The 23,953-nt window shown below is 42.5% G+C and carries 26 protein-coding genes; 19 read left to right on the top strand and 7 right to left on the bottom strand.

Going from position 1 to position 23,953, the window contains the following annotated elements; translation table 11 throughout:
- Positions 1-271 precede the first annotated feature (271 nt).
- Both ACKLNX_RS01305 and ACKLNX_RS01300 read left to right on the top strand, forming a co-directional pair.
- Entirely contained in the window at positions 272-1,930 is a 1,659-nt protein-coding gene (locus ACKLNX_RS01305) for a M28 family peptidase (protein ID WP_412970942.1), read from the top strand.
- A gap of 160 nt (positions 1,931-2,090) precedes the next feature.
- Positions 2,091-3,164, top strand: a complete 1,074-nt coding sequence (locus ACKLNX_RS01300) for a CDP-glycerol glycerophosphotransferase family protein (protein WP_412970928.1) — start codon at positions 2,091-2,093, stop codon at positions 3,162-3,164.
- A gap of 17 nt (positions 3,165-3,181) precedes the next feature.
- Here ACKLNX_RS01300 and ACKLNX_RS01295 read toward each other — a convergent pair whose 3' ends face one another.
- The 3 genes from ACKLNX_RS01295 to coaBC all read right to left on the bottom strand — a co-directional run bounded on the left by ACKLNX_RS01295 (position 3,182) and on the right by coaBC (position 5,497).
- Positions 3,182-3,577 (bottom strand): adenylyltransferase/cytidyltransferase family protein, encoded by a 396-nt coding sequence (locus tag ACKLNX_RS01295; protein WP_411692350.1) that lies wholly within the window; start codon positions 3,575-3,577, stop codon positions 3,182-3,184.
- Between the two features lie 85 nt (positions 3,578-3,662).
- Positions 3,663-4,256 carry a nucleoid occlusion factor SlmA gene (slmA, locus tag ACKLNX_RS01290; RefSeq protein WP_411692351.1) on the bottom strand — a complete coding sequence of 198 codons (594 nt, stop codon included), beginning with the start codon at positions 4,254-4,256 and terminating at the stop codon, positions 3,663-3,665.
- A gap of 8 nt (positions 4,257-4,264) precedes the next feature.
- A complete protein-coding gene (gene coaBC, locus ACKLNX_RS01285) occupies positions 4,265-5,497 on the bottom strand; it encodes a bifunctional phosphopantothenoylcysteine decarboxylase/phosphopantothenate--cysteine ligase CoaBC (RefSeq protein WP_411692352.1) in 1,233 nt (410 codons plus the stop codon).
- Positions 5,498-5,589: 92 nt separating this feature from the next.
- Between coaBC and radC the strand changes: the two genes are divergently transcribed.
- The 7 genes from radC (at position 5,590) to mutM (ending at position 10,185) form a co-directional block, all read left to right on the top strand.
- Complete coding sequence (gene radC / locus ACKLNX_RS01280) at positions 5,590-6,264, top strand: RadC family protein (protein WP_411692353.1); 675 nt, start codon at positions 5,590-5,592, stop codon at positions 6,262-6,264.
- 13 nt (positions 6,265-6,277) lie between these two features.
- Positions 6,278-7,021, top strand: a complete 744-nt coding sequence (locus ACKLNX_RS01275; RefSeq protein ID WP_411692354.1) for a glycosyltransferase family 25 protein — start codon at positions 6,278-6,280, stop codon at positions 7,019-7,021.
- Between the two features lie 206 nt (positions 7,022-7,227).
- A complete protein-coding gene (gene rpmB / locus ACKLNX_RS01270) occupies positions 7,228-7,464 on the top strand; it encodes a 50S ribosomal protein L28 (RefSeq protein WP_311360759.1) in 237 nt (78 codons plus the stop codon).
- A 9-nt stretch (positions 7,465-7,473) separates the two neighbouring features.
- Positions 7,474-7,629 (top strand): 50S ribosomal protein L33, encoded by a 156-nt coding sequence (gene rpmG, locus ACKLNX_RS01265; RefSeq protein WP_311360760.1) that lies wholly within the window; start codon positions 7,474-7,476, stop codon positions 7,627-7,629.
- A gap of 167 nt (positions 7,630-7,796) precedes the next feature.
- On the top strand, positions 7,797-8,843 hold the full coding sequence (locus tag ACKLNX_RS01260; protein WP_412970927.1) for a CDP-glycerol glycerophosphotransferase family protein: 1,047 nt from the start codon (positions 7,797-7,799) through the stop codon (positions 8,841-8,843).
- 44 nt (positions 8,844-8,887) lie between these two features.
- Complete coding sequence (locus ACKLNX_RS01255; RefSeq protein ID WP_412970926.1) at positions 8,888-9,364, top strand: hypothetical protein; 477 nt, start codon at positions 8,888-8,890, stop codon at positions 9,362-9,364.
- Between the two features lie 8 nt (positions 9,365-9,372).
- Positions 9,373-10,185, top strand: a complete 813-nt coding sequence (gene mutM, locus ACKLNX_RS01250; protein ID WP_412970925.1) for a bifunctional DNA-formamidopyrimidine glycosylase/DNA-(apurinic or apyrimidinic site) lyase — start codon at positions 9,373-9,375, stop codon at positions 10,183-10,185.
- A 136-nt stretch (positions 10,186-10,321) separates the two neighbouring features.
- On the opposite strand, the gene coaD is transcribed toward mutM, so the two are convergent.
- Positions 10,322-10,816 (bottom strand): pantetheine-phosphate adenylyltransferase, encoded by a 495-nt coding sequence (gene coaD / locus ACKLNX_RS01245; protein ID WP_411692358.1) that lies wholly within the window; start codon positions 10,814-10,816, stop codon positions 10,322-10,324.
- Between the two features lie 158 nt (positions 10,817-10,974).
- On the opposite strand from coaD, the gene ACKLNX_RS01240 reads away from it, so the two are divergent.
- Positions 10,975-12,438, top strand: a complete 1,464-nt coding sequence (locus tag ACKLNX_RS01240; protein ID WP_412970924.1) for a capsule assembly Wzi family protein — start codon at positions 10,975-10,977, stop codon at positions 12,436-12,438.
- A 123-nt stretch (positions 12,439-12,561) separates the two neighbouring features.
- Here the strand turns inward: ACKLNX_RS01240 and ACKLNX_RS01235 are convergent, their stop codons facing one another.
- Positions 12,562-13,338 (bottom strand): 3-deoxy-D-manno-octulosonic acid kinase, encoded by a 777-nt coding sequence (locus ACKLNX_RS01235; protein ID WP_412970923.1) that lies wholly within the window; start codon positions 13,336-13,338, stop codon positions 12,562-12,564.
- Positions 13,339-13,417: 79 nt separating this feature from the next.
- Between ACKLNX_RS01235 and ACKLNX_RS01230 the strand changes: the two genes are divergently transcribed.
- The 5 genes from ACKLNX_RS01230 to glpG all read left to right on the top strand — a co-directional run bounded on the left by ACKLNX_RS01230 (position 13,418) and on the right by glpG (position 18,106).
- Positions 13,418-14,464 (top strand): glycosyltransferase family 9 protein, encoded by a 1,047-nt coding sequence (locus ACKLNX_RS01230; RefSeq protein ID WP_412970922.1) that lies wholly within the window; start codon positions 13,418-13,420, stop codon positions 14,462-14,464.
- Positions 14,465-14,561: 97 nt separating this feature from the next.
- Positions 14,562-15,755, top strand: coding sequence for a glycine C-acetyltransferase (gene kbl, locus ACKLNX_RS01225; protein WP_411692362.1), 1,194 nt, complete (start codon positions 14,562-14,564; stop codon positions 15,753-15,755).
- A gap of 35 nt (positions 15,756-15,790) precedes the next feature.
- Complete coding sequence (tdh, locus tag ACKLNX_RS01220; protein WP_411692883.1) at positions 15,791-16,819, top strand: L-threonine 3-dehydrogenase; 1,029 nt, start codon at positions 15,791-15,793, stop codon at positions 16,817-16,819.
- A 4-nt stretch (positions 16,820-16,823) separates the two neighbouring features.
- Positions 16,824-17,165: a thiosulfate sulfurtransferase GlpE gene (gene glpE / locus ACKLNX_RS01215; RefSeq protein ID WP_411692363.1), complete on the top strand. Its 342-nt coding sequence runs from the start codon at positions 16,824-16,826 to the stop codon at positions 17,163-17,165.
- Complete coding sequence (glpG, locus tag ACKLNX_RS01210; protein ID WP_412970921.1) at positions 17,162-18,106, top strand: rhomboid family intramembrane serine protease GlpG; 945 nt, start codon at positions 17,162-17,164, stop codon at positions 18,104-18,106. Before glpE ends, glpG begins: the two co-directional genes overlap by 4 nt.
- Before the next feature lie 18 nt (positions 18,107-18,124).
- On the opposite strand, the gene ACKLNX_RS01205 is transcribed toward glpG, so the two are convergent.
- On the bottom strand, positions 18,125-18,541 hold the full coding sequence (locus tag ACKLNX_RS01205) for a flagellar basal body-associated protein FliL (protein ID WP_412970941.1): 417 nt from the start codon (positions 18,539-18,541) through the stop codon (positions 18,125-18,127).
- A 70-nt stretch (positions 18,542-18,611) separates the two neighbouring features.
- On the opposite strand from ACKLNX_RS01205, the gene ACKLNX_RS01200 reads away from it, so the two are divergent.
- Positions 18,612-19,286, top strand: coding sequence for a chorismate--pyruvate lyase family protein (locus tag ACKLNX_RS01200; RefSeq protein WP_411692365.1), 675 nt, complete (start codon positions 18,612-18,614; stop codon positions 19,284-19,286).
- Positions 19,287-19,291: 5 nt separating this feature from the next.
- The gene (gene ubiA / locus ACKLNX_RS01195; protein ID WP_411692885.1) at positions 19,292-20,152 is read left to right on the top strand and encodes a 4-hydroxybenzoate octaprenyltransferase; all 861 of its coding nucleotides are present in this window, start codon (positions 19,292-19,294) and stop codon (positions 20,150-20,152) included.
- Between the two features lie 70 nt (positions 20,153-20,222).
- On the opposite strand, the gene ubiK is transcribed toward ubiA, so the two are convergent.
- Positions 20,223-20,468, bottom strand: a complete 246-nt coding sequence (gene ubiK, locus ACKLNX_RS01190; protein WP_412970920.1) for a ubiquinone biosynthesis accessory factor UbiK — start codon at positions 20,466-20,468, stop codon at positions 20,223-20,225.
- 124 nt (positions 20,469-20,592) lie between these two features.
- On the opposite strand from ubiK, the gene rep reads away from it, so the two are divergent.
- Both rep and ACKLNX_RS01180 read left to right on the top strand, forming a co-directional pair.
- On the top strand, positions 20,593-22,599 hold the full coding sequence (gene rep, locus ACKLNX_RS01185; RefSeq protein WP_411692367.1) for a DNA helicase Rep: 2,007 nt from the start codon (positions 20,593-20,595) through the stop codon (positions 22,597-22,599).
- 145 nt (positions 22,600-22,744) lie between these two features.
- On the top strand, positions 22,745-23,932 hold the full coding sequence (locus ACKLNX_RS01180) for an IS4 family transposase (protein WP_412970919.1): 1,188 nt from the start codon (positions 22,745-22,747) through the stop codon (positions 23,930-23,932).
- Positions 23,933-23,953: the final 21 nt, after the last annotated feature.

The following is a 23,953-nucleotide window of genomic DNA, read 5'->3' as shown; positions in this document are numbered from 1 at the left end:
CGTGCGGCGAGAAATTTGCATTGATTTTGTGATATAACATCGTCGTAAAATAGCGGGTAACAGGAATATAGCGTTGCTTGACTATGTTTAAATAATGCAAATTGGAATCGACTACAGATACATTATTTGCATACGAGCTAATTTGCACACGAGCTAATTTACAAATAGACAAATTTACGAACAGATTGTATTCACTTACAAGCTTATTAACTATCGAGAGCCTTAAGCGCTCCTCTCTATGGAATTTTATATGAAACGCCCTACAAAGCTTATGCTTAAAGTCACATTCGCAGCTATTGCTAGCGCATTGGTTTTAGGTTGCTCATCTACTTACCAATCTTCAGCGAACAAGGCTTCTTTCGTTCCTGAGCCAAACATTGCTAACATCAAATCTCACATGAGCTTTTTAGCTGATGACTTGTTAGAAGGGCGTGAAACAGGTTCAAGAGGTCATGAAGTGGCTTCATTGTACATTGCCGGAGAGTTTGCGAAGTATGGCTTGCAGCCTGCCGGCGATGAAGTCGATGGCAAGACAAGTTACATACAGCGAATTAACTTTAGAAAAGGCTTGTTAGTGCAGGCTTCGCCAAGCTTTATGGTGAAAGGTCCGAAAGAAAGCTTTGAATTGTCATATCCGGACGACTTTTTAAATAGTCCAGATTTAGTGACTACAAAATCAGAGGTGAGTGCGCCAGTGGTTTTTGTTGGCTATGGTGTAGTTGCTCCAAACCTAAATCACGATGATTATGCTGGTTTGGACGTTGAAGGTAAAATAGTGGTGGCCTTAACAGGTAAGCCTAAGTCTTTTCCTTCAGAGGAAGGCGCGCACATTGCCTCAAGCTCACAAAAAGCAGCCTATGCTGTTGAGCGCGGTGCCGTAGGTTTTATTACCTTAACTACGCCAAGTAACGAGAAGGCTAGACCTTACAAAAACTCACTTAATTACATTTACTCTCCACGCATGCGTTGGGTGCAAGATGATGGTATACCTGCCAACGTTAACCCTGAATTGAAGGGCGGCGCTTACTTGAGTTTGCCTGCAGCTGAGAAACTGTTCGCTCAAGGTCCCACTCCAATAGCGGATGTTTATGCTCAACTAGAAAAAGATGAGTCTCCAAAAGGCTTTGACCTTCCTGTTACAGTTAGCTTAAAGCGAGAAACTACACATGAAGAACTTTCTAGCCCGAATGTGGTGGGTATTTTAGAAGGTAGCGATCCCGTATTGAAGAATGAATATGTGGTTTTTTCTGCGCATTCTGATCATATCGGTATTTCAAAAAGTGTGAAGAAAGACAAAATTAACAACGGTGCGATGGATAATGCCAGCGGTACATCTGTGTTGATGGAAACAGCACGTATGTTTGCTAATTTACCAAAAGCACCTAAGCGTTCTATTATCTTCATTGCGGTAACAGGCGAAGAGAAGGGCTTGTTAGGTGCAGATTACTACGCTCGCAACCCGACTGTACCAAAAGGCAGTATGGTAGCCAACGTTAACTTAGATATGCCTATTCTCACTTATGAATTTGCTGATGTTATTGCCTTCGGTGCCGATCACAGCACAATGAAGTATTCAGTGGAAGCAGCGGCTAAAAGTGTTGGTCTGACTCTAAGTGATGATCCATGGCCACAACAAAACCTATTTACACGTTCTGACCATTACAGCTTCGTTAAACAGGGCATTCCTGCAGTATTTTTAGTACCAGGTTTGCAATCTAAAGATCCTGAAGTGGATGGCAGTAAAGTATTCGGAGAGTTTTTATCGACTCACTACCATAAACCAAGTGACGATATGAACCAGCCATTCAAATGGGAAGCGGCTGATACCTTCACTAAAGTTAACTTTCAAATTGGTTTAGCGTTGGCAAATCAGCCAGAAAAACCAAGCTGGAACGAGGGTGACTTCTTTGGAGAGACCTTCGCTAAGTAGAAGAAAAGCTCTGAGCTCCCCTAATTTCCCGTTCGAAAACGTGCGTTAAAACAAGCACCTTATTAAAAACGTCCAGGAAATTAGGGTGAACTAATGTAGAATTTTATCACGCATAAAATTCTGCTAAGCTCATGCTCAATTACCATATTAGATGTAAAATATGCAGACTGTTCACTTTGACTTGCCCCATTTGTATTACTTACCTCAGTTTATGCCTGTTGTTCAGGTACTGCGTAATAGTGGTGCGGAATTGTCGGTGACTCTTTATGCTGATAGTGATGCACTGAATATTACGAAAGAATCCGTTGCTAATGAAGGTTTGAGTTACGTCATTGTTGATGATGAAAAGCAAGCCCTTGAACATTATCGAACAAGCAAGCCGGACTGGATTGTTTTCGGAAATGCGCCTTGTATTTCATACGCTATGCTTAAGAAAGACGGAATCAAGCTAGCCTTTATGCAACATGGTATTGGCCCAAAATCTTGCTATTATACAGCCAGTGAATTTCCATTTGACGTGAGATTTGTTGAAGGGGAAACTCGAAAAGAGCGTTTGCAGGAGATGTTTCCTGACGGCACCTTTGTTGATGTGGGTTATGCTAAGTTAGATCCACTATTTAATGATGCCGAAGATACGATATCTCTAAAATCCTTAGGTTTAGACCCGAGGAAGAAAACACTCCTATATGCTCCTACATTTTATCCTTCAAGCATAGAGTGTTTTAGTAAAGATTGGCCAGCAGAGTTAGCCAACTACAATCTAATTATAAAGCCTCACTTCTTCAGCCTCACTAAATCTAAATATGCTAAACAAAAAAAGATTCTCGAAAGTTGGTCGAAGTTTGAGAACGTGTATCTTTGTTCCGTCGACTCTTACTCACTAATTCCTTTCATGCAGTTTGCGGATATTCTTCTATCTGAAGCTTCGTCGACTGTGTTTGAGTTTGCAGCACTAGACAAACCAATTGTGTGGTGCGATTTTTATCGAGTCAGATGGAGTTACCGAGGTATATTCAAATATAGACTTGCGCAGAGAATGGATGAAGACCTCAAATTATTCGATTTGATCTGCGATCGAGCAAAATCACCCAATGAAGTACTTTCAAAGATTGAACATTGTATAAAAAATAGAAACGAAAAATCGGATGTGAGATCTGAGCTGACGCTTTCAATGGCGGGCAAAACCGATGGACAAGTTAGTGAACGTATTGTTAACTATTTGCTGGCGAATTAAACCCGCAACCTATTAAATTACTCGATGTCTTTAATGACTTCGATGATTTCCGTTGTAGATATAGAAGGTGTTCTTGGTAGATATTTGACTTCACAAATGTCTTTAAATTCTTCAAACTTGCCCTTCCAGTCATCGCCCATCACTAAAATGTCGGCTTGATGTTCGATAATATATTCGCGTTTCAAATCTAAAGACTCTTCAACGAACACTTGATCCACATATCGAATCGCATGAAGGATATTCATTCTGCTTCTTAAGGGATAGACTGGATTACGGCCTTTCTTGCTGAAGTTCAGTTGATCCGATGAAATGCCAACGACAAGGCGGTCGCCCATCTCTCTGGAACGACGCAGTATGTTCACATGACCAGAGTGAAATACATCAAAAGTGCCAAAAGTAATTACCGTTTTCAAAGTCACTTCCTTTTCGGATAGTAGATTCAATTTATCCAAGCTACCTTGCCTTTAAGCAAAGTACCTACAAGTACTAGCCTAATGCTTAGTTAGCTAAATAATGGTTTTTAATCGCCGCCCAATGCTCGCCAAATTGATGGGTTGGAGTGCGTTGGAATTTAGTACGAACAAACTGGTTGATTTTTCCGTCTACAAAACAAATAAGCATATTGGCCAAAATGGCTTCGTCTACATCCAAGGATTTGCCTTCACGTAATTTACGTTCACGCAAAATTTGCTTAAGTTGCGATTCTAAACGTTCGAACAGCTTTGCGATGCGATCACGCAAACGCTCTTGCTCGCCCATTAAGGCGTCACCATTTAATAAACGAGTAATCCCTGGATTCTTTTCAGCGAAACCGAGAATGAGATGCAAGATAAGCTGGCAACGCACAGCTGCTTCTTTCTCTTCATCCATGATTTTATTGATTCGGGAGAAGAGGGTTTCTTCAATGAACTCAATCAAACCTTCGAACATGCGGGCTTTACTAGGGAAGTGACGGTATAAAGCCGCTTCTGAAACACCGACTTGCTCTGCTAATTTAGCGGTCGTAATTCGTTGACCATGACTGTTTTCTAACATTCCAGCGAGAGCTTGCAGGATCTGAGCGCGCCTGTTAGGTCGTTTTGTTGCGGGCATGATGGTACCTATTTGCTTTTCTTATTATTTTGGATCGTTGAATACTCATTATTCAACAACTTCAGCAACTCAATTGCTAGTGAATATTTACTAGCAGCAGGCAGGCTGATTTTATTATCTGTTGTGATGACCGTTAATGCATTTCGGTCGGAATTAAATCCTAACTCAGATGATGACACATCATTCGCTGCGATCATATTTAATTTTTTACGCTCAAGCTTGTTTCTTGCATAGGCTTCAACGTCATTTGTTTCAGCAGCGAAACCTAGCGTGAAGGGCGGATTCGTTTGGGCTGCTACGGTTTTAAGAATGTCTGGGTTTTGTTCGAATGAAAGCGTTAATGTGCCTTCCTTCTTCTTTACCTTGTGCGTGGGGACATCCGCAAGCCTGAAATCAGCAACTGCCGCACAGGCAATAAATATATCTTGCTGTTGTATGTTACCCATCACTGCATCGTGCATCTGTTGAGCACTAGTGACTGAAACTACATCCACATTTGCTGGTGGTTTAATGCTCACGGGGCCTGATACAAGAGTAACTTGAGCGCCCATTTTTCGAGCTGCTTCAGCCAAGGCATAACCCATTTTCCCAGAACTGTGATTGGATATATAACGAACAGGATCAAGTGCTTCGCGTGTTGGTCCAGCGGTGATCATTATTTTCTTACCTGCAAAGATAGCGTCCGCTTCGCTCACATCGGAAAAATAGTCGGCAATAAAACTGACGATATCTTCAGGCTCCACCATGCGACCATAACCAATATCACCACAAGCTTGTTCACCGCTAGCGGGGCCTATTTGCAATACGCCACGCTCTTGCAGTTTTTGAATGTTTTCTGTTGTAGCGGGTGCTGCCCACATTTGTTGATTCATTGCGGGAGCAATTGCGATAGGTGCGGCAGTGGCTAAGGCGAGTGTTGTCAGCAGGTCGTCGGCAAGGCCATGTGTGAGTTTGGCCATCACATTAGCGGTTGCTGGCGCAATTACAAATATGTCTGCCCAGCGAGCTAATTCAATATGCCCCATCGCCGCTTCAGCATCTTCATCTAATAAGCTATTACTTATTTTATTACCAGAAACTGCTTGTAAGGCCAAAGAGCTAACAAATTCTTTTGCAGAATCCGTCATTACGACTCTGACATTTGCACCCTGAGCAATTAGTTTACGAACAAGATCGGGCGTTTTGTATGCGGCAATACCACCGCTAATACCAAGTAAAACATTCTTTTGTTCAAGTTGCATATTTTGCTATTGCGAGTACAACTGTGTGCTGCACTCGTTCATCAAAGGAGTAGATGAATGTATTGTGACAAAGTTAACCAAGGAATGGAAATATGAAAATCACAAATTGGCCCCAATATGAGCGTCCAAGAGAGAAATTATTGCAATTCGGAGCGCAAACACTATCGGATGCTGAGTTATTAGCGATTGTTTTGCACACCGGTGTGAAAGGTAAGAATGCAGTTGAATTGGCCCGTGAAGCCCTTGTTTCATATGGTTCGGTGCGCGCTTTAATGAGTGCTAGTAAAACCCAGCTAACAGCTACCCTAGGTTTCGGTGCTGCAAAATATGCCACATTGACGGCGTGCTTTGAATTAACTCGTCGCTCATTAGCTGAGAATTTGCTAAAACCGCATAGTTTTACTCAAGCTGATGCCGCATCCACATACTTACTCGCGGAACTGCGAGACAAACCTCACGAAGTTTTTTCAATGTTGTTGCTCGATAGCCAACATCAACTCATTGCTTTCAGGCAAATGTTTAAGGGCACTATTAATAGCGCGGCAGTTTATCCTCGAGAACTCGTCAAACAGGCGCTAGAAGACAATGCTGCTGCTGTTATCCTAGCGCATAACCATCCAAGTGGAGTGGCAGAACCTAGCCAAGCAGATATTCAAATTACGGATAGAATTAAGCGCGCCATGGAATTAATTGATGTTAGGGTGCTCGATCACTTTGTGATCGGTGACGGAACTGCGGTATCATTCGCGCAACGAGGATTGTTGTAGCAAAATATCGCACATGAAAAAATGGAAAATCTACTTAATTAATTTGGCGAGGTCTACGGATAGACTAGCGGCCTGTGCACGTCAGTTTGAAGAGCATGAGCTGTCTTTTGAGCGTATTGAGGCGATTGATGGTGACAAATTGTCACCTGCTTCAATAAGTGAAATCTATGATTTTAGCCATTCGTCTTATCACAAACATATGACCAATGGAGAAATTGCCTGTTACTTAAGTCATGTTAAAGTTTGGCAAAAAGTCGTCGATGAGCAGTTGGATTACGCTGTTATCTTAGAAGACGATATTTTGTTGAAAGATGATATTTTAGAAGGGCTTGAGGCTGTCCACCAAATTCAACAACCTTGGGACTTGATTAAACTTGCTGAGGCTCCAGAGAAACGCAAAGTAGTGCATCAATATCCCGTTGATGATTTTTCTTTAGTAACCTATAACAAAGTGCCTATAAGATGTTGCGCACAGGTCATTAGCTTGTCAGGGGCAAAAAAGTTACTCGCAAAAAGTGCGAATGTAACAAGGCCTATAGATATTGAACTACAGTATTGGTGGGAATCTGATTTAAATATATTTGGTCTAAAACCTTACATAGTGAAACCGAATCAAAACTTAGTTAGTGAAATTGATCGAGAGAGTAATCGAAAAAAAGCAAAACAAAGCTTCCCAAGGAAGGTAGTAAGCGGATTTTATTTTCTCTTTAAGAATAAAAAAGAGCTTAGTAAGCGACTCGAACAATTATCTAAATAAGAATCATATTTATCGTTTTTCACTGTTATTGTGTATAAAAGAGGCTCTAATTCACGATATTTTCAAAAAGATCGCCTAAAAGAGAAGTTTTTGTTGAATTGGGGTGTCAATTCCTGTATAAAATGCGCCCTCATTATTAAAGACGTTTAACAGCAATTTTTGTTTGCTTGGGTTAGACGGCAAACAGTTTTTCTGGAGACAATAAGATGTCAAAAGTTTGTATAGTTACAGGTAAGCGTCCTGCAGTCGGTAACAACCGCTCACACGCTAGAAACGCGACTCGTCGTCGCTTTTTGCCAAATCTTCAAACTCACCGTTTTTGGGTTGAGAGTGAGAACCGTTTCGTGAAATTACGCTTAACTACTAAAGGTATGCGTATTATCGATAAGAAAGGCATTGATACAGTATTAGCTGACATCCGTGCTCGTGGCGAGAAAATCTAAGGAATTACCATGAGAGATAAAATCAAATTAGTTTCTTCTGCTGGTACTGGTTTCTACTACACCACAGACAAAAACAAGCGTAACATGCCTGGCAAAATGGAGATCAAAAAGTATGATCCTAAAATTCGCCAACACGTTATGTTCAAGGAAGCAAAAATCAAGTAATTAACTTGCATTTTGTCTCCACAAAAACCCGGCTATTGCTGGGTTTTTTGCTTTTTACTACTTTGCTTTTGGGCCAATCTTAGTTTAGATTTTGGTTTTCCACGTTATCTGCTAGACTCACTGCAGACTCCATAACTCATATTTGAGATTTTGCATTACATAACTCAATGAAAACATACAAATTCATATTACTCATTCAGCAAAACTACACCTTCGAGATACTAAGGCCAATGCAGGCTGAAATGAAAGCTCGTGGCGATCAAGTGCTGTGGTTAGCTTTAGGCCGTGATGTAAAAAGTGAGTTATTTGATGAACAAGAGAATGTGACTCGTTCTATCTCTGAGGCAATTGCGTTTAAGGCGGATGCTATATTTGTTACTGGCAACGTCGTTCCAGACTTTATTCCAGGTTTGAAAGTGCAAGTTTTTCATGGCTTTGAATGGAAGAAGAAAGGACACTTTAGAATTCGCGGCTCCTTCGATTTGTATTGCACACAGGGTCCACTATTTACTCGAAAATTTGACGAATTTGCCAAGCAGTATGGTTATTTTGATGTTGTGGAAACGGGCTGGCCAAAAATGGACAACGTTTTTCCCTTACAAAACACAAACACAAAACACGATAGAAAACAGATCCTTTATCTACCTACATTTTCGCCAAGTCTAACTAGCACAACAGACTTGCTACCTGAAATTACAAGGCTCGCAAAAAGTAATGAATATGATTGGGTTGTGAAGTTTCATCCGAAAATGGATAAAGAGGTGATTGCTAAATACGCTCTTATGGCGGAGCAGTTCGATAATGTGAGCGTTTATGCGAAAGCAGATCTCATGAGTCTTATTAAAGCGTGTGACTTAGTTTTATCAGACACTTCTTCTGCTATTGCGGAGTCTTTACTGCTGCGCAAACCGGTGATCACATATCGAAATTCGAAACCAGATGAATTCATTATCGATTTCAATGATCCAAGCCAACTTCAGGCAAATATCGAGAGTGTGTTTACCAATACTGAAACACAAGACAAAAACTTTGACCAGTTTTCTGCAGAGTATCATCCTACCTCGGATGGCAAAGCATCGAGTAGAGTGATTGATGCTGCTATTCAATGTGTTGAACAGGGCCTTAAAGCGAAAAAGAAAAAGCCGGCTAACTTGATTCGAAATTTGAAATTGCGCAAGCAAGAAAATTATTGGCCATGGACTAAATTGTCCTAGGCTTATTGCTATCGTCCAGAATAATAAATGAATGAGGAACCAGCATGGTTCGACTATCTCAAAAAGCGTGGAATAACGTTATCATTTTTGCCATGTTGGCGATGATCTTGATGCTTAATCTAAGTAGCTTTAAACAAAATGATTCAGATTTATCTCAGCCCATTATTGAAGAGGGCGGCATTTTACTGAGCTTACAAATCGACCAAGATGTTATTGAGCGGGCGGGTCAAACATGGCGGTTTTCATCTTCGAGCCCAGCATTATCCTCACAAGCAGATGTGAGCGCCCTTCAGTTAGCTGCTTTGGTCGATAACTGGCAGCGCGCCCTAGTTAAATCTCAAAATGATGTAGCGGCAGAAGCATTGCAGCCACCTGATCATGTTGTGGTTCTCTGGTTGGCGGGGGAGCGCAATGGACGTGTGTTGCCAATTAAAACGATCAATCAACAAACTTACTTAATGTTCAACGATGAAGTCATGTTATTGGACTTCCCAACTGTTGAGCAACTTACACAGTGGTAACTTAATCTATGCCTGAATTACCTGAAGTCGAGGTCACCAAACTCGGAATAGCCCCTTTCTTGGAAGGCAGTATCATCAATAAGATTGTGGTTCATCAACCACAACTAAGATGGATGGTGCCGGATGAAGTACAGTTAGCTTGCCAGCAAAAAATTAACTCAGTTACACGTCGTGCAAAGTACTTATTTATTAATACAAATGTAGGTGCCTTAGTGATGCACCTAGGTATGTCGGGAAAAATGCGCGTTGTAGATACGTCACTACCTAAGCAAAAGCATGATCATATTGAGATCGAACTGAAAACTGGCAAGAAGTTGGTATTCAATGATGCACGGCGCTTTGGCTCGTGTTTATGGCAGGCAAACACAGAAGCACCTTTGAAAATCTTACGTTCACTTGGACCTGAGCCTCTAACAGACGACTTTGATGCAGATGTTTTGTTTAGCAAGTCGCGCGGTAAGTTATCACCGGTCAAAAGCTTCATCATGGACAATGCAGTTGTTGTGGGCGTTGGAAATATCTACGCCAATGAATCCTTGTTTAAATCAGGTATTGATCCCAGAAGAGCTGCAGGTAAAGTGAGTCTGAAACGCTATCAGCTACTGACTAAAAATATTAAAGAAGTATTAGCCGATGCAATAAATCAAGGTGGTACCACGCTTAAAGACTTTGCTCAAGCTGATGGGAACCCGGGCTACTTCGCTCAGAAGCTTTTGGTCTATGGCCGCAAAGGTGAGGAGTGCGACGTTTGTCAGACGCCGATTCGTTCGGTGGTTATCGGGCAACGCAATACTTTTTATTGTATTCATTGCCAGAAGTAAACGTTTCTCAAAGTAGCTATTAACCAAAGTAGTTATTTATCAAGGTTGTTATTAACCAAAGTTGTTATTAACCAAGGTTGTTATTAACTACAGTAGTCATCGACCAAATTAGTTATCAGCTAAAAAGGCTTATGACTTACTCAGAAACAGGGTGTAATCGATTCTTCAATGCATCCCTAACATGAGGCGAGCAAAACTCACTAACGTCACCGTTATGCAAAGCGACTTCCTTAACAAGGGTTGAAGAAATAAACGAGTTTTCTTCGGAAGGAGTCAAAAAGACGCTTTCCAGATCGCGATTAAGTCGACGGTTCATATTGGCTAATTGAAATTCAAATTCGAAGTCGGATACGGCACGCAAGCCTCGAATGAGGATGTTCGCACCTTCGGTTCGAGCTAGGTCCGCAAGCAAACCAGTAAATCCTTTCACTTCCACATTCGGCAGATGCTCTGTGGCCTCTTTGACTAAGGCGACTCGCTCGTCCAAGGTGAATAGAGGTTGCTTGTTAGGATTATAAGCAACCGCTACCATGACATGAGAGAACATTTTCGATGCTCTGCCTATCAGGTCAGCATGACCATTAGTGATAGGATCAAATGTGCCAGGGTAAATCGCTTTTATTTGTGTCATCCCTACTTATGCCTGTGCTGTTATTTTAAAGTGGAGACAGACAGTAACTGAAAGCTGACAATAATTGCAATTATTTATCGATATTAAGTGTTTAACTGTATGCCAATGCGATAATATTAGCACTGGAATTTTATATTAATATGGATTGGTAAAACTTCGTGAATTTTCGTTTCTTCGCTATTCTCTTTTTCTCCTTTGTGTTTTCCTGTGCAACGCAAGCTTCGCCTTGGGTTGGGACGGTTGACAAACAATTGCATTATGACCTTCAAACGTTACAAGAATGGGGCTATTTAGACGCTACTGTTCTTACTTACCCTGTGCCGTGGAAAGGTGTTGCAGATCAAATATTAGCTTTAGATATAAGTGAAATGGCAAGCATGCCAAAACAGGCTGCACAACGTCTAAGTCATTACCTTAACTTACAAAAACGCGCACAACGCAGAACTTTTGTTGAAATACAGGGCGCGAGTGACGAACCCAGACTCACTTCTTTTGACGGCATCAGTGATATCAAAGCTTCACTAAAAATAACCAATGAGTTTTACTGGAAACGATTTAGTGGTCAATTAAGTATCAATTACCAAGCTGGTGGCGAAAAGAACTTAGACAATAGTTTTCTGGCCTATCAGTTCGGTGACTGGAATATACGCGCAGGCTCCATTGATCAGTGGTGGGGACCAGCTCAATCGAGTAGTTTAATTCTATCGAATAATACGCGCCCCATTCCTACCGTAGCCCTATCGCGTTCAGTCGCAACGGCATCAGACAGCCCCTGGTTATCATGGATGGGCCCTTGGTATTTCACTACACAATTAGGTCAACTAGAAAGTGAACGCGCAGTACCAAACACGAAGCTATTTTTAAGTCGATTCACCATCAGCCCCTTCGAACGTTTTGAATTTGGCGCGTCATGGGCAGCCATGTGGGGTGGTGATGGCCAGCCAAGAAGTTTGGGCACCTTTATCGATGTGATTACCTTTCGTGGCGTTTGCATTAACGAATTAGATGAATGTGAAGATTCACAAATAACCAAGCAAGGTAATCATTTAGCCGGTTTTGATATGAAATACAGTTTTCATTTCTTAGACCGCCCAATATCTGTTTACGCACAACGTATTGGTGAAGATGCGGTGAGCGGTGTCAATATCACTGACCAAGCAACCTTATTTGGTGTGTCAACTTACATTGCTAATACAAAAGTGTATCTTGAAAGCAGTGATACAAACATCGCTTGTGCTGGCGATGGCAGCACGATCACAAACTGCTATTACGAAAATGGCGTTTATTCAAGCGGTTATCGTTACAGAGGCAGGGCAATTGGCAGCACTTTCGACAGTGATGCAAAGCAAATAACCTTAGGCGCCAATATACGCTTCGATGGCGGTGCAATCGCAGAGCTCGTCTTACGCAAAGCTGAGTTGAATCCTGATGGCACAAGACCTTCACCTGTCCTGACGGATGACGTCACCGAAGATCTTATCCAATTGAGTGGTTTCTATCAGCGCCCGTTCGGAAATTGGTTATTAAAAGCCGGTGGTAGCATAGAGTCACGCCAGTTCGTCACTGAAGATGATGATGTCGAAGCCTTGCTATATTTAAATGCTACCTATGTATTTGATTAAGTAAAAAGAGAGGATTGCTCGACTTAAACTTCCCGCGTCCATACCCAATATTCAGAAGCTGAGTTAAAAGAGTTTGCATGTATGGTGAAGCATATTGAGCCAAAGCACAGATAAGCACCTCACTTAACGGTGGTAACCAGCCTCAATAAAACCCCAGCAGTCATCATCATAGTAATATGTCGAGAACTTAGCTTTTTGCTTTTCTAGTGAACGTTTGAACCTTTCTAAATTAGCCTTTTTCCATTGTTCACCTGTGCGGATCTTACATCCGTCGAAATCTAACAAATAAATATTGATAGCAGCCAATTCGGCCTCTTCTACTGGAACTTGCTGCAAGAGGACATTTTTAACGTTAATGTCGTAGTGGCAGGCTTGTAGATCGTGCATTTGACGCAGGGTCGCGCCTATTTGTTTCCAAACTGATGGCTCTAGTGGGCTTTGCAAAATGAAATCATGCAGTTCTTGAGCATGGTCAATTGCACCAGTAATGATATCTGCAGTGTAAGTAAAAGCTGAGCGAGTGACTTTAGCCGCAAGGGGCTTGGCGACTTTTAGCCCAGCGTTATACAAACTCGTTAGCAAACTTAATTCTTGAAACGGGCGTGTCTTTTCCAAGCCAGGGTAGATAAACGTGTCTTTGGATAATTTTGCGATTAAGCCACCACGATAGTAGTGGCGCAAAACACATTGCTCTTGAAAGGCTTCGAAAAAATACACCGTACCGCGACCAGTGGCAGTGTTCGTGATTAAATTCTCTGCTTTCAAATAAGCGGGATTGAAAAGTTTATGTGTACTATCAAGGTGATCGTCCAAGGAGTTATTTAAAGGTGCCCAGGGACTTTGCTTTGGTAGCAAAATAAACTGATTTTTTCCAAGGGGAAAAGTCTCGATCAATGGCATTTTAATGGTGTGCGCTTCAAAAACTAGCAATATGGTGTAACATATCAAAAAATCATGCACTTAGCCTAATGGAATTCAATTGAGCCAAGCTTTTCAACTTTGTATTTTACGATTATCAGCCATTGGTGATGTCTGCCATGCCGTTGCCATGGTCACGCGTATTCGTCGTCATCGTCCCGATATAAAAATCACTTGGATCATCGGTAAAATTGAACACCAATTGCTAAAGGGCATGCCCGGTGTTGAGTTTATTGTTTATGATAAGAAAGGCGGCAAGCAAGCAAAACAAGCAGTGAAAGAAGCGCTTGGTGGCCGAACTTTTGATGCACTGTTCGTTATGCAAGTGGCGCTTCGGGCCAATTTGTTATCTCGAGTGGTGAAGGCTAAGCGCCGCATTGGTTTCGATTGGAAGCGCAGCAAAGAAGGTCATTGGTTATTTACGAATGAACGAATTGAAGCCAAAAAATATGCGCACGTCTTGGAAGGCTTTATGGGCTTTGCTGACAAGCTGGGTATTCCTAAAGATGAAACGCCGCAGTGGGACATGCCCCTCGATGAAGCCGATTGGCAATGGGCCAAAGAGCAAACTGCAGGCTTAGGTCAGTACGCAGTGATTAGTCCCGCAGCTTCAAAAGCCGAACGGAATTGGACAGTGCATGGGTATGTAGCTGTCGCCCAACATTTGATCAAAAATGGTTATAAAGTTGTGCTTTGTGGTGGACCTGGTCCCGTAGATGCGGCAATTTCTGCGGAAATATTGGCAACACCAGACATCATTGATTTGAATCTGGTTGCAAAAACTACCTTGAAACAAATGCTCGCGGTGCTGGCGGACGCAAAACTTGTCATTGCGCCAGACACTGGCCCTGCGCATATGGCAACCACCATGGGCACGCCGGTTGTTGGCTTATATGCGCATAGTAATTACCGCCGCACAGGCCCTTATTTGTCGCAAGATTATGTAGCATCAGTGTACGACGTTCAAATAAAAGGCCAAAAGGGTAAAGAGTGGGTTTACCTTCCTTGGGGGGCTCGCGCCAAGGGTAAACATTTAATGACGTATCTACTGGTACAAACTGTATTGAAAAAGGTCGATCAAGCACTAGGTAAACTAGACAGCGAGTAAACAATACTGGACAATACGCAGGTCGAAAATTCACTTATAAAGCGGTGGGCTGCAATAGGCCCAATACACTAGCTTTCACTCCTTTGAGGGTTAATCTATGTCGCAAGGTTTCATCTCACACATTCAAGCTCAATTGGACGCCACGAAAAACGATGGTTTGTACAAAAAAGAGCGCGTTATTACATCGCAACAGCACGCGGATATTACGGTAACAGACAATAAACACGTCATCAATTTCTGTGCAAATAACTATTTAGGTTTGGCGAACCATCCTGATCTAATCGCAGCAGCTAAACATGGTTTAGATACGCATGGCTTTGGTGTTGCATCAGTACGCTTTATTTGCGGTACGCAGGACATTCATAAACAGTTAGAAAAGAAAATCAGTGAGTTCTTAGGAACTGAAGATACTATTTTGTATCCTTCATGTTTCGATGCCAACGGCGGTTTGTTTGAAACCGTCTTAGAGGCCGAAGACGCTGTTATTTCTGATGCGCTTAATCATGCCAGTATTATTGATGGCGTGCGCTTGAGTAAAGCTAAGCGCTATCGTTATGCGAGTAACGATATGCAAGCACTCGAAGAGCAGTTAAAACAAGCGACGGCTGACGGTGCTAGATTCAAGCTTATCGCCACTGATGGCGTTTTCTCGATGGATGGCGTTATTGCCAACCTCAAAGGCATTTGTGATCTGGCTGACAAATACGATGCGATGGTGATGGTCGATGACTGTCATGCAACAGGTTTCGTTGGTGAGAATGGTCGTGGTAGTCATGAGTATTGTGATGTCATGGGCCGTGTTGATATTCTTACTGGTACCTTGGGTAAAGCCCTTGGTGGCGCATCAGGCGGTTATACCTCAGGAAAGAAAGAAGTCGTTGAGTGGTTACGTCAACGCTCAAGACCTTACTTGTTCTCAAACTCAGTTGCTCCACCTATTGTCTCAGCCTCGTTGAAAGTGTTCGATATGATGGCGGACGGCAAAGACCTACGTGACGCTTTAATTCGCAACTCTGTGCACTTCAGAACACGCATGGAAGACGCTGGTTTTACTCTTTCAGGTAAAGACCACGCAATTATTCCAGTCATGCTAGGTGACGCCAAACTAGCCAGTGACATGGCAGATAAAATGTTAGAACGCGGTATTTATGTAGTCGGTTTCTCATTCCCTGTTGTGCCAAAAGGCAAAGCGAGAATTCGCACACAAATGTCGGCCGCACACAGCATTGCTCATATTGATAAAGCCGTTGATGCCTTTATCGAAGTGGGTAAAGAGTTAGGAGTTATTTAATGAATTCACCTGCAAATGAAGCCAAAGCAAAACAAATGAAATCATTAGCGAAACTGCATCGCGAGCCAGGCATGTGGATGACAGATAATCCTATGCCAGAAATTGGTGCGAATGATTTGATGATCAAAATTCGCAAAACAGCCATTTGCGGAACTGACATGCATATCTTCAATTGGGATGAGTGGTCGCAGCAAACTATCCCTGTGCCAATGATCGTTGGTCATGAATATGTGGGTGAAGTTGTTGAAATAGGCCAAGAGGTTTCCGGTTTCAAAATAGGCGATCGTGTTTCTGGTGAAGGCCATATTACCTGTGGGCACTGCAGAAACTGTCGTGCAGGACGCAGGCATCTTTGTCGCAACACAACGGGTGTTGGCGTAAACCGTCAAGGCGCATTTGCGGAATACCTTGTGATACCGGCATTCAATGCTTTTAAAATTCCAGCTAATATTAGCGATGATATGGCTGCGATTTTTGACCCCTTTGGTAACGCGGTACATACGGCATTGTCATTTGATTTAGTGGGTGAAGACGTATTGATTACGGGCGCTGGCCCAATCGGTATTATGGCTGCAGCGGTGGCTAAACACGTAGGTGCACGCTACGTTGTGATCACCGACGTAAACGATTACAGACTCAATCTAGCAAAAGAGATGGGTGCTACACGTGTGGTCAATGTGGCTTCTGAGAACCTGAAAGACGTGATGAGCGAACTAGGCATGACGGAAGGTTTCGACATTGGTCTAGAAATGTCAGGCGTCCCTTCAGCGTTTCGCGACATGCTAGATAAGATGAATCACGGTGGAAAAATAGCGATGCTCGGTATTCCACCACAGTCTGTTGCGGTTGATTGGAACAAAGTCATATTCAAAGGCTTAACCATCAAAGGTATTTACGGCCGTGAGATGTTCGAAACTTGGTATAAGATGGTTAGCTTACTGCAAAGTGGCTTAGATTTGAGTCCAATCATTACTCACAAATTTGGTGTCGATGACTTTGCTAAAGGCTTTGAAGTCATGGGCTCAGGTCAAAGCGGTAAAGTACTATTAGATTGGCAAGGTTAGAATAATGGAAAACTTTGAACACATTTCGATAGTAGACACAAAAGCGAAGCTAGATGCGGGTGCTGTGAAAATAGTTGATATTCGTGATGACCAGTCGTTTGAACAAGCCCACATTCCGGGGGCTTTTCATTTAACGAATGGCAGCATCCAGCGCTTCATTGATGCTAATGACTTCGACACTCCTGTCGTTGTCGTTTGTTATCACGGTCATAGCAGTCAACAAGCTGCACAGTACATGCTGCATCAAGGCTTCGAAGAGGTTTACAGCATGGATGGCGGCTTCGAAATGTGGCGAATGCAATATGAAACTCAATCAGGTAGTGATGAAAAAGGCGACCAATCTTGAGTCATACTAGCGGTGAAGGTACGCCTATTCTGGCTTTTTCTGACAAAAAGCCAGCCCGTTTACTCGCTGACTTCCTCACCAGTTCTAATATTGACGTTCGAATTGTAAAAGGAAAGCCGGAAGTTTCTGCAAACGATGATAATGCACCAAGCGACGACAAGGTTGATAATCTACACTTTCAAATTGTGGTCATTAACCCAAATGATGTCGCTAAAGCCTTAGTGATTGCCGAAGACTTTGTCGCAAATCCTAATCAAGCTAAATATCAACAGGCAGCTTGGGAAGTGGGCTCCGTATTCGACAGTGACAAAAATAAAAGCAAAGGCCTTAGAAGCAATCGATCAACAGCACCTAATTGGTTGCAAGATCTCAAATCTACCCCCTTTATGTCCTTGGTCATGTTTATCTGCCTGGCGGTGTTCGCAATAAGTTATTTAGGCGCATTCGACGCAATCTACCAAATTTTTACCATTCGTAGTTTTACTGAATTAAGTCAAAGTCATGAGTGGTGGCGCTTGTTTACACCGGCCTTTATTCATTTCAGCGTTATCCATATCATTTTTAACTTAATTTGGTGGTGGGTGCTGGGTTCACAGCTTGAACGCATTTTCGGTACATGGTTGTTAGTTATCATATTCTCGATTGCCGCCATTAGTTCGAATATTGCACAACTATTAGTAACAGGCCCTAATTTTGGTGGCTTATCTGGCGTGGTTTATGCCTTGTTTGGTTTCGTCTGGTGGATTGGTTTATTGCGTCCGCAATGGGGAATTGGTTTGCCTACAAACCTAGTGATCTTCCTACTCGGCTGGCTAGCATTGGGCTATTTTGATGTTCTCTGGGTGAATATGGCGAACGAAGCGCACTTGTTTGGCTTAATCTCAGGCTGTTTAATGGCCCTTGCGACACACCAACTCGCGGGCGCTCGCAAGCGGACCTGATAGTTAGCAGTTCAGCGCCTAACCGCCCTGACGTAAGTACTTGGTGAAGATAATGTTCTCTATTACATCTTCACCAGTTTCACGCTTCATAATATCTTTAAATTTCTGCAAGACCATTCTGCGGATATCTTCACGACCTGTTAGCGAACGAATTTTATCTTCCGGTTGAGCGCCGAATACTTCTATTGCGGTAGCTCTAAGCAGAGGCATGTGGTGTTCAACGTCCACAATTTTGGAAGGGTCCAGCACCATCATCTCTATTGTCACGCGAACGTAGCCGAGTTTCTTAGAGTTATCGCCCGCATAATTTGTCACAATATCCGGCTCTAAACCGACATAAGCATATTGTGGTCCAGTGGGCTGTTCTTGCGCATGGAGTGATGTTGGCATAGCAAAGAAACAAAAAAGCATGCCGATTAGCAAAACACTTTTCATCACTACTTCGAAATATTGATGGTTTGTAGTCGATGCAGCTTGTGTTTCGTATGATTTATGCAAAATTATCATGTTAGCGCCTTTAGGGATGAACAATACGGATGCAGATATAATCTTTGCTGTGTTAGACTTATTATATCGGATCAAACTCAATTTTCTAAATCACTTGTCGCAAATAAATAATTTTCCTTTAGGTATTAATGCGGTTTGGCACAAAGCGTCAGACTACAAACTTCCTGATCAACATCTCGCTGATTGGTTACTCCATACTGGCTCGCTTACAGAGCGTTTGCAGGCACTTACTAACAGTTTTGAAGTTAGGGTGTTAGGGCAAGCCACTATCGAAGCAGACGAAAACGAAAAATCTGCTTTAGTTGATTACGAGCAACATCAATGGCAAATTCGCGAAGTTATTTTGTATGGGGACGGTAAGCCTTGGGTTTTTGCTCGAAGTGTTTTACCTGAGCATTTATGCAAAACAACTTGGGCTACATTGGGTAATCAGCCTCTTGGTCAACGCATCTTCAACGACGATAATTTTGTCCGCAGTGAGTTTGTGATTACTCAAATGGATAAGAACCCGATTGCTAGCATCGATAAAAATGCACAGCATGGTCAATTATGGGGACGACGCTCAGCATTCAAAATCAAGGATTGGCACTTACTGGTTGCTGAAATCTTTTTACCCGATTGCCCTAGCTACCTTCAGCACCCTGAATCTGCTCAAACAAAAGAGAATGCTTAACCGTGATGCTTAGTTGGCACAATAGACATGCTTACTGGCGCTTAATGCGAGCCGACAAACCCATAGGTACATATCTATTGTTATGGCCAACTGTTTGGGGCTTGCTATGGGCGGCAAATGGCATTCCTGCCTGGCATATAATCGTGATTTTTGTACTTGGTGTCTTTCTAATGCGCTCCGCAGGTTGTGTCATTAATGACTATGCGGATCGAAAAGTTGATGGCTCAGTTGAGCGCACTCAAGCCAGGCCATTAGTCAGTGGCGAAGTTAAACCCAAGGAGGCGTTGCTGTTATTCTTCTTACTTGTCGCGGCTGCTTTCTTTCTTGTCTTATTTTTGAATACAAAAACAATTTTGCTATCGCTAGGAGCGCTATTTTTAGCAAGTTTGTACCCGTTTATGAAACGTTACACACACTTGCCGCAAGTTGTACTCGGTGCAGCCTTCAGTTGGTCTATTCCAATGGCATTCATGGCAATTAGGGAAGAATTACCGGCTTGGCTTTGGTTGGTCTATCTAGCTAACCTCACTTGGACGGTTGCCTACGATACCGCTTACGCAATGGTTGATAGGGAAGATGATTTAAAAATTGGCGTTAAGTCGACGGCAATTCTTTTCGGACGTTTTGACGTTGCGATGATCGTGGTCTTAAATACTGTGACCTTAATCTTACTTGCGTATGTTGGGATCTTAAGCCAATTACACTTTAGTTTTTACTTGGCTTTGATATGCGCTGCTATGCTGTTTATATACCAATTCACACTAATAAAAACACGCCAAAGAGAGGCGTGTTTCGCTGCCTTCTTGCACAACCATTGGGTTGGGATGAGTATTGCAGTGGGTGTGCTTTTCGGCTTGATGCTATAGTGTGAAAAGTGCTTTAAACTAGGCCTATAAGGCCTAAGCTCAAAAGCACATCAAATCTTTCTGCGAGTTATTATTCTGTATCAGACTCTAAGGCAGCAATACGTGCTTCCATTGCTTCCAATTTCTCACGAGTACGAATTAGAACTTGGCTTTGCACATCAAACTCTTCACGCGTAACTAAATCAAGTTTAGACAATTGAGACTGTATAACTTGTTTCACTTTTCCTTCAGCTTCGCCAGCCATACTTTTTACGCCAGCAGGTATTGCATCACTGATATTTTTGGCAATTTCTTCGAGTTTCTTCGGATCGAGCATTTGTTCATCCTTATTTTCATTGATACTGATAATTGTAGCTGTAAATGAAAAAGAAAAAAGCGTTATTCACTGCTCTTTTGTTATAATTTATTTCTTTGCTAGCTTTTCCACTTGAGAACCCTAAATGCGCTTAAATGATGCCCAACAAGAAGCCGTCGAATATGTATCAGGTCCCTGTTTGGTGCTTGCTGGTGCGGGCAGTGGTAAAACTCGAGTAATTACCAATAAAATTGCTTATCTAGTGCGTGAATGTGGTTATAAAGCAAGGCAAATTGCTGCGGTGACATTTACTAATAAAGCTGCGCGGGAAATGAAGGAACGGGTTGGGCAAACCCTTGGTAAAGCCGAAGCTCGCGGCTTGAAAGTATCAACCTTTCATACACTTGGTTTAAGCATCATCAAAAAACACGTATTGCAGCTTGGCTACAAAGCTGGCTTTTCACTCTTTGATGATAAGGACTCGATGAGTTTGTTACGTGATCTCACCGAGGCAGAATATGACGGTGATAAAGATCTGCTCTCGGCTTTGCAATCGCGAATCTCAAACTGGAAAAACGATTTAATCATGCCTGAAGCGGCACTAAAAATTGCCCAAGGCGATAGTGAAGTTGAGCAGGCAAAATACTATGTGCAATATGCCTCACATTTGAAAGCATATAATGCTTTGGACTTCGACGATTTAATACTACTTCCTACGCTGCTTCTTAAGACCAATGAAGCCGTTCGAGACAAGTGGCAAAGTATGCTCAAGTACTTGCTGGTGGATGAATATCAAGATACAAACACCAGTCAGTATGAACTCGTTCGTCTATTAGTGGGTCAGCGAGCAAGATTCACAGTGGTAGGAGACGATGATCAATCTATTTACTCTTGGCGCGGTGCAAGGCCACAAAACTTAGTATTGCTTCAAAAAGATTTCCCGAGTTTACGTTTGATTAAACTGGAACAAAATTATCGCTCTTCAGGGCGAATATTACACAATGCCAACATCCTAATTCAAAACAATCCTCATGTTTATGACAAGCGCCTGTTTAGTGAACTTGCTTACGGCGAGAAATTGAAAGTTATCGTCGCTAAACATGAAGAGCATGAGGCTGAAAAAGTGGTCGCCGAACTAATGGCCCACCGCTTTATGAATAATACGGGCTATGGTGACTATGCCATTTTGTATCGCGGTAATCACCAATCTCGTTTGTTTGAAAAAGTACTCATGACCAACCGTATTCCCTACAAGATTAGCGGCGGTACATCGTTTTTTGGTCGAACAGAAGTCAAAGACGTGATGGCTTACCTGCGTTTGCTGGTAAATCAAGATGATGATAATGCACTTCTTCGTATTATCAACACACCGTCACGTGGGATAGGACGCGCAACCCTTGAAAAAGTAGGACACTTCTCAAATGCTAACCGTATCGGTTTGTTTGAAGCGTGCTGTCACAGCGGCTTAAATAGCATTCTTGGTGCACGTGCATTCCAATCTGTAGAGCAGTTTTCACGATGGGTAGTTGAGGCCTCTGATAATGCTCAGCGTGGCGATACCGTTGCGGTATTGCGAGATTTCATAAAAGCCATGGGCTATGAAGAATGGCTGTATGAGCAAAGTACTAGCCCGAAGGCTGCCGAAATGGCTATGGCGAACATCAGTACTCTATTCGGCTGGATTGACGGCATGCTCAAGGGAGATGACCTTGAAGCTCCTATGACATTGCCAGAGGTCGTCAATCGACTCATATTACGAGATATGATGGAACGCGGTGAAGATGATGCAGAAGCTGACCAGGTGCAACTGATGACCCTGCATGCATCGAAGGGCTTAGAGTTCCCCTACGTATTCATGGTAGGCATGGAAGAAGGTCTGTTACCACATCAAAGCAGCATTGATGAAGACAATATTGATGAAGAACGCAGATTAGCTTATGTAGGCATTACTCGCGCCCAGAAAGAACTCGTTTTCAGTATTGCCAGAGAGCGCCGTCAATTTGGTGAAATTATACAGCCAGAACCGTCTCGTTTCTTATATGAGCTTCCACAAGATGATGTTGAATGGGAATTTCAAAAGAAAAAGGCCAGCGCCGAAGAAAGAAAAGAAAAGGGAGCTAAAGGGATCGCGAATCTGCGGGATTTGTTGTAAACCGCGTCACTTAGAATTTCTTCCTGCGAAGGTCGGCGACTACTACGTCTTTCCTGCGAAGGCACTGAGGGCTCCCCAAAAATTTGAAAAACATAGTGGATTGTGATCTTATTATTTTCGCCAAAAAACAAATAAGAGATCCACTATGTTTAAGACACAATATTGCCATACTTTATTAAAATCGTCTTTCGAAAATTTAAACAAGGCTAGAATAAATACCTTATTAAAATGCAGTGATGGTTTGATAAACTCTGACGAATTGACACTCACCGCAATAGGGAGAAACCTGCAAGGAACAAGTTTAACTAAGCACAAAATTAAACGCGTTGACCGCTTGCTGGCAAGCGATAAGCTCTTTAATGACAAGGTAGAAATTTACCAACAACTATCAAAAGTATTAGTCCCCCAACTACCATTTTATTTGGTTGCAGTGGACTGGAGTGGTTGCTGCAACGCAGATTATTGGGTACTACGAGCAAGCCTATTGGTTGATGGCCGTTCAATTGTATTGTACAACCAAGTGGTTGAAAAAGAAGAGCTTGAACAAACCTATATTCACGACACCTTTCTAGATGATTTATCTCGCTTCTTTGGTGAGCAAGACACGGTGTATATTATTGCAGATGGCGGCTTCAAGACGCCTTGGATACACAAAATTGCTTCGCTGGGTTGGTTTCATGTGACAAGGGTCAGAGGACAAATTCATGGCCAATTAGAGCACGGTGATTGGCGACCAGTTTCTAAGTTGTCGAAAGGGGCAACAAGCACACCCCGTGCCCTCGGACTTGGCAAATTAGGTAAGACATCCAAAACCCAATGCAGTGCTTACTTTCATGTATATAAAGGCGCGTCAAAGGGCAGGAAGAGCACTGGACATCAATACCCAGACGCCGAAAAAACTTACCGCAGTATCGCCAATGAGCCGTGGTTACTGGTCACGAATGATGACACCTTAAGCGCTAAACGAGTGGTGACCTATTACAATAAGCGCATGCAAATAGAACAGAACTTCCGAGATGACAAAAGTCAGCGCTACGGATTCTCATGGCGCAATAGTAAAACTACATCCGTCAAACGAATCGAAATACTTTGCTTAATTGCTTGTATTGCCACAAATATACTTTGGTTTATTGGCTTTCAAGCTGAGCGTAAAAAACTGCATTATCAATTTCAGGCCAACAGCATTAGAGTACGCAGAGTGTTATCTTTTTTAAGTCTCGCCAAAAACATACTCATTCACTTCACCTTTAGGAGAGTGATTGCATTATTCAGTCAAGGGGTGCGAAATCTTAACAAAGACTATAAAAAACGAATATATAGCATGGCCTCGTAAAAAATGGGGATCCCTCAGTGC

Source organism: Glaciecola sp. MF2-115, assembly GCF_047250385.1.
Taxonomy (GTDB): domain Bacteria; phylum Pseudomonadota; class Gammaproteobacteria; order Enterobacterales; family Alteromonadaceae; genus Glaciecola.
This window is presented reverse-complemented; position numbering and strand designations above follow the sequence as displayed.